Source organism: Mesorhizobium sp. M7A.F.Ca.AU.002.02.1.1 (genome assembly GCF_003998535.1).
Taxonomy (GTDB): Bacteria; Pseudomonadota; Alphaproteobacteria; order Rhizobiales; family Rhizobiaceae; genus Mesorhizobium; species Mesorhizobium ciceri.
This window is the reverse complement of the sequence record NZ_RZPB01000443.1, coordinates 1-5173: the sequence shown is the minus strand read 5'-3', so window position 1 is coordinate 5173 and position 5173 is coordinate 1. Positions and strand designations below refer to the sequence as shown.

General features: G+C 61.3%; 5 protein-coding genes. 2 read left to right on the top strand and 3 right to left on the bottom strand.

What is annotated here, in order from left to right; all coding sequences use genetic code 11:
- Positions 1-194 precede the first annotated feature (194 nt).
- Both EN879_RS23590 and EN879_RS23585 read right to left on the bottom strand, forming a co-directional pair.
- Entirely contained in the window at positions 195-677 is a 483-nt protein-coding gene (locus EN879_RS23590) for a DUF2269 domain-containing protein (protein WP_063170818.1), read from the bottom strand.
- Positions 677-1963: an SDR family oxidoreductase gene (locus tag EN879_RS23585; protein WP_027163564.1), complete on the bottom strand. Its 1287-nt coding sequence runs from the start codon at positions 1961-1963 to the stop codon at positions 677-679. Before EN879_RS23585 ends, EN879_RS23590 begins: the two co-directional genes overlap by 1 nt.
- On the opposite strand from EN879_RS23585, the gene EN879_RS39100 reads away from it, so the two are divergent.
- Positions 1868-2344 carry a hypothetical protein gene (locus EN879_RS39100; RefSeq protein ID WP_164752013.1) on the top strand — a complete coding sequence of 159 codons (477 nt, stop codon included), beginning with the start codon at positions 1868-1870 and terminating at the stop codon, positions 2342-2344. The two genes, EN879_RS23585 and EN879_RS39100, sit on opposite strands and share 96 nt — an antisense overlap.
- 53 nt (positions 2345-2397) lie before the next feature.
- On the opposite strand, the gene EN879_RS23575 is transcribed toward EN879_RS39100, so the two are convergent.
- Positions 2398-2859: a DUF892 family protein gene (locus EN879_RS23575; protein ID WP_063170817.1), complete on the bottom strand. Its 462-nt coding sequence runs from the start codon at positions 2857-2859 to the stop codon at positions 2398-2400.
- Positions 2860-4089: 1230 nt separating this feature from the next.
- On the opposite strand from EN879_RS23575, the gene EN879_RS23565 reads away from it, so the two are divergent.
- Positions 4090-5058: a manganese catalase family protein gene (locus EN879_RS23565; RefSeq protein ID WP_063170816.1), complete on the top strand. Its 969-nt coding sequence runs from the start codon at positions 4090-4092 to the stop codon at positions 5056-5058.
- Positions 5059-5173 lie beyond the last annotated feature (115 nt).

Below are 5173 nucleotides of genomic sequence, written 5' to 3'. Positions count from 1 at the left end.
GACTTCGTCTCCCTCGTCACGGTCTGCAACATCGTTGCGCCTAACAAATGGAAGCCGATGGCCGGGAACCTGTGCAACCATTGCCACCCGGTATGTAGTAACGGAACGAGGCAGTCTGCGGCTGGCGCCCATCGCCTTCCATTTGTTAGGCGCAACGATGTTGCAGACCGTGACGAGGGAGACGAAGTCCGGTGCTACAAGGCGAACCAATCGATCGAAGGTCGCGAAATCATCAGCCAGAAGATGGCGAGCACTGCCGCGAAGGCAGGAAAGCCAAAGGCGAACCAGAGCCGAAACAAGGTGTCATAGCGCTGTGGTGGAGGTTGCTTCTCTGCCGCGGCCTGCATAGCGAGATTGCGCATCTCGATCTGCATCCACACGACTGGAAGCCAGAACAGGCCGGTGATGAGGTAGAGCAGGATCGAAAGCACAATCCACCCCTCGGTCAGCGGATAGCCGGAATGCCAGGCGAGGAATGCACCGGTGACAGGTTGGGCGACGACGGCGGTTGCAGTGAAGATGAAATCGGCGATCACGACCATGCGTGCGACCGCCGCGATGGTCGCGGAATTTCCGGTCCGGTGAGCGAGCAGCATGAAGAAGGCGATGCCGGCGCCGGTGCCCAGCAGCACGGCCGCGCCGACGACATGCAGGAACTTGAGCATGAAGTAGGTCATCAGCGTTCCTCCAGGACCGCCAGCGCGACAAAATGCAGAACCAGGATCGGCAGGATCTTCAGGAATGGGCCGAGCGGCTCGTTCCACAGTTCTGGTCGCAGCATGGTCCCCGCGATCGCATAGAAAAGAGCCACCGCGATCGCCCCGAACAGCCCCAGCCGACTGGTCGGTCGCCAGGCGATCAACGCGCCGACCGCCATGTCGGCCAGCGCTCCGGCGATGACCGCCGGTTCCGCCAGCGGACCGATGGCCGTGCCGACCAGCAAGTCGACCCCGCGGCGCCAGCCGGTGGTCAGGGAAATGATGCCGGTCATGATCCAGAAGAAGGGCAGGACAGTAAAGATCGCCGGCTTGACGAAATAGAGACGGGCGAACCATCGCTCCTGCACCGTCGCGGGATTGAGCTTTAGCGCCGCTTCGAGGCTGGATGGTTGGATCCCTGTCGCAGTGATCCACGCCTGCGGGTCGCCGACAGCGCCCCGCACGATTTCCTTGGCCGCATTGCTGCGCATCGGCGGGCGCCAGCCGAGCAGAGCCGCCGCATCGCCGACCCGGTACAGGCCGGCCGCGACGCTACCGGGCAGAGTGAACTCTCCAGCCGGTCTCGACCCAAGCCAGCGGCGGTAGAGGCCGACCACCTTGCTAATCGGCAGCGCTTCAGGTCCGGCAAGGTCAAGCGCAAGGTGCGATGCGCTATCGGGCCGGAGAAAATGCAGGACAGTGGCGATCACGTCATCCAACTGTACGACCTGAAGCCGACCCGTGCTGGGCATCACCGGCAACAGTGGCAATGCGGCCAGTCCGCGAAACAGCGCACTGGCGCCGAACGCCGGCCGGCCCAGCACGACCGACGGGCGCAGGATGACCCAGTCCAAATCGCGCGCCATCAACGCCTGGTCGCCAGCCAGCTTGGTGGCCGAGAAGGCGGACGGCTGCAGCCGATCGACCCCGATTGCCGAGAAGTGAATGACTTTTCTCACGCCCGCCTGCTCACAGGCGGCAAAGAGTGCCGATGCGCCACCCGCATGCACACCGCCAGTGCTTTCTTGCGCGCTGTCCTGCAGCACACCGGCGCAGTTGACGACCGCGTCGATGCCTATCAGATGCGGGCTCCAGTCCTGCGTCTGCAGCGCCTTTGCCATGTCGAGCAAGACAGGCGGCAAGCCTCTGAAGGGCGCGGCGCCGGCACGATGCAGTACGCGAACGATTTCATATCCATCGGCGGCCAGGCGCGCACAAAGAGAAGCTCCGATCAGACCCGACGCGCCGGTGACGAGGACCCTCACCTGGCACCTGAAAACTGCAGTGACAGTCGCGCCTCATCCTGTCTGCACGCGGAGCCGGACGAAACAGCGGTGTCGCTGCGATCGGGCCGCACGATCGAGCGATTCCGCGCGCCTCGCCGAGGGCAGATGGAAGCGAGCGTCGCGGCGCTGCTGGCGCGTCCGGCCAGAGCTCCGACAGTTTCGAGCAACGATATCGAGCGGAAGCTCGGGTTGATTGTTCCTTTGGTTTCTACCATGGGCGCTGATCCCAAGCTGCCACGGATGTTCCTGCCACCATTCATGGGCAAGGCGAGTTGTTCGCGCAGGAATGACCGCCTCGGACGGTTCAATGCAACAACCGTATCCACTATTTGCTCATGCACGCAGCGCCAGCCAACCTGATCGACGGTGTCGATGGACTCGATCTCCCTCCCGCCCAACGCGTTCAGCTAGATCTAGGCGGCATCTTGCAGCGCCCTTTCATTTACGCTGGTGCCTCCAAGCTGCGTCAACGCCTCGTCCGTTGCCTTCTCTTCGTCGAGCGTCTGCTGCAGCAGCGGAACCGCGTCATTCAAGCCGAGCAGCCTTGCCCAGGTTACCAATGTCCCATAACGGGCGATCTCATAATGCTCGACGGCCTGGGCAGCGGCAACAAGCCCGGCGTCGAGGGCCGGCGCCGCCTGGAACTCCTCCAGTATCTCCCCGCCCTCCTCAATGATGCCGTCGATCGCGGGACAGGTCTTGCCCTGCGCGCGCTTGCCGAAAATCTCGAACACCTGCTGCAGCCGCTCAACCTGACCCTCAGTCTCGTCGCGGTGCTTCTCGAACGCGGCGGTCAACTCTTGCGATTCGGCACCCCTGGCCATTTTCTTGAGGGCACTTAAGATCTTACGCTCCGCGTAGTATATGTCCTTCAAGGCTTCGTAAAATAGATCTTCCCAGGCCCTTTGTGCTGCTCTGGGCGCTTTTCTTCGTCGCCATCTCCATGTCCCACTTCGAGTTCAATGCTTCGCGGCATATGCAGCTCTAACAACCAAGGCCATCGGTTGTTCCTCGCCCTCAAAGACATGGTGGGAACACGAGCAAGGACCGTGATCTCGCTCCGTTCTGGTCGGCACAACCGGCGCCATGTCGCCTCTGCGCCTGGCTAGCCTCGCGGCCGCTTGTCAAGCCGCCTGCCGCGCCTTAACCGGCGTTCTCGCCTATCGAAGTCGATTGCTGGTCACTCTTTCGCCGATCAATGTTGATAAGACGGCGGTCGGGGGCCGCGGCGCCGGAACGACCTCTTCAGCGTTTTGTGGGCAAGCTGCTGTGAGACCAGATCGCGCGCTTTTCGGCACATATTGCAAGCCACAATGGTCGCTCGGCTGCCTCTGCCGGTCTAAACGGGACCCGGCCCGCGGCATGCCCGGATGGTTGAAGCGGATTGTTGAAAAGGTGTGTCGGGGTGAACTAGATCATCCGCCGCCATCGGTTGCGACGATCGAGCGACGATTGCTCCTACCGGCCGCCCGACCGCCGTTTCGCTTCTTCATCGATCCTGCGACCTGAGAATCTTGAGTGCCTCGTCCTTGGTGAGGCCGCACTTTCGGGCAAAGTAGTCGCTTCGATGGCCCTTTCGCGATCCGTCCGAGACGCGGTGTTCTGCTTGGCCTTCTTGCCCATCGATGCTATCGCCGCGATTATATCGCCTGCTGGTGATCAAGCGCCTACGCCGTGGGAGGGCTCACGCGGGGATCGGGTCACCAATCTTGCAGCTCCGCTGCCTGGCTAGAACTGTGGTTTGGCGCGATTGTTCCGAGATCGCAGAACTTCGCAAGAGATGCCTGGCGCCGGACTTTGCTGTGGCCATTCGGGATCTGTCATCCCATCGCTGTGACCTGCAGACGAATGCAGAGCCTCAGCAGTTTTTTCGCCGCTTTCATCGTGGGTTAGTCCCGACAACATGTTCGTTCCAGTACCCGGAGGAAAAAACGTGCGCGACCAGTCTTTTTCCCATCTGGAGGCGCTCATTGATGTGCGTCCCGACACGAATTTCACCCCTAGCGCGCCATGGCCTCGCGGATCGGCCACTGCGTCACTCGATGCAATATGGAACAATCCTCGCAGGCGGATGTTGGGCAACCCAACCCCCTGGAGGATTGCCAATGTTCATGCACAACAAGCGCCTGCAATACACCGTCCGCGTTTCGGAGCCTAATCCCCGCCTGGCCTGCATGATCATGGAACAATTCGGTGGCGCCGATGGTGAGCTTGCCGCGGCGATGCGCTATTTCACGCAAGGCCTCGGCGAGGATGATCTTGGCCGTCGCGACATGTTGCTCGACATAGCCACTGAAGAACTCAGCCACCTTGAGGTGGTGGGATCGATCGTCACCATGCTGAACAAGGGGCTCAAGGCACAACTTGCCGAAGGCCAGATGAAAGAAGCGGACCTTTATATGATGGTCGGCGCCAGCGGTACGACAGCCAAGGAATCCATCCTGTTTGGCGGTGCTCCCGCGCTGTGCGACTCAGCCGGCGTTCCCTGGACCGCGGCCTATGTCGACTCACGCGGTGAACCTACCGTGGATTTGCGGTCGAACATCGCCGCTGAAGCGCGCGCCAAGATCGTTTACGAACGCCTCATCAACATCACCGATGATCCGGGCATCAAGGACGCGCTCGGCTTCCTGATGACACGCGAGATCGCTCATCAAAAGTCGTTTGAGAAAGCACTCTACGCCATCGAAAACAATTTCCCGTCAGGCAAGCTCCCGGGCATCGAGAGGTACGCCAGCATGTACGTCAACACCTCTCAAGGTGACGGCGATACCAATGGTCCATGGAATTCCGGCGAAGAGTGGGATCGGATCGATGACCTTGAACAGGTGATGCCCGTCGACGGCGGAGACGGCTTGGCAACCGTCAAAATGGGCGCCAGAGACATGAAGGTGGTGGCCAAGATGGCCGACCGTACTCTTTCTGATCCGGCGTCCGATCCGATCACGGGCGCTGATCTAGGTGCCGGTCCTGGAGCTGGCCGAACCAAGAACGCGGATTTTGGCGGCGCGGCAAGCATTCAGGAGGCCCCGGCCGTGGCCGAGGCTGCTGTCAAACGCGCACGTAAGCGTTAGTTTGGACTGACGTCATTGCGGGCAACTATGTTCGGGGTCAGGAAGCTAACGACGAAAGCAGGGTATCCGACTGGCAGCAGCGGACTGCCCGGAGTGCTCGCCATTTGCTGAGTGG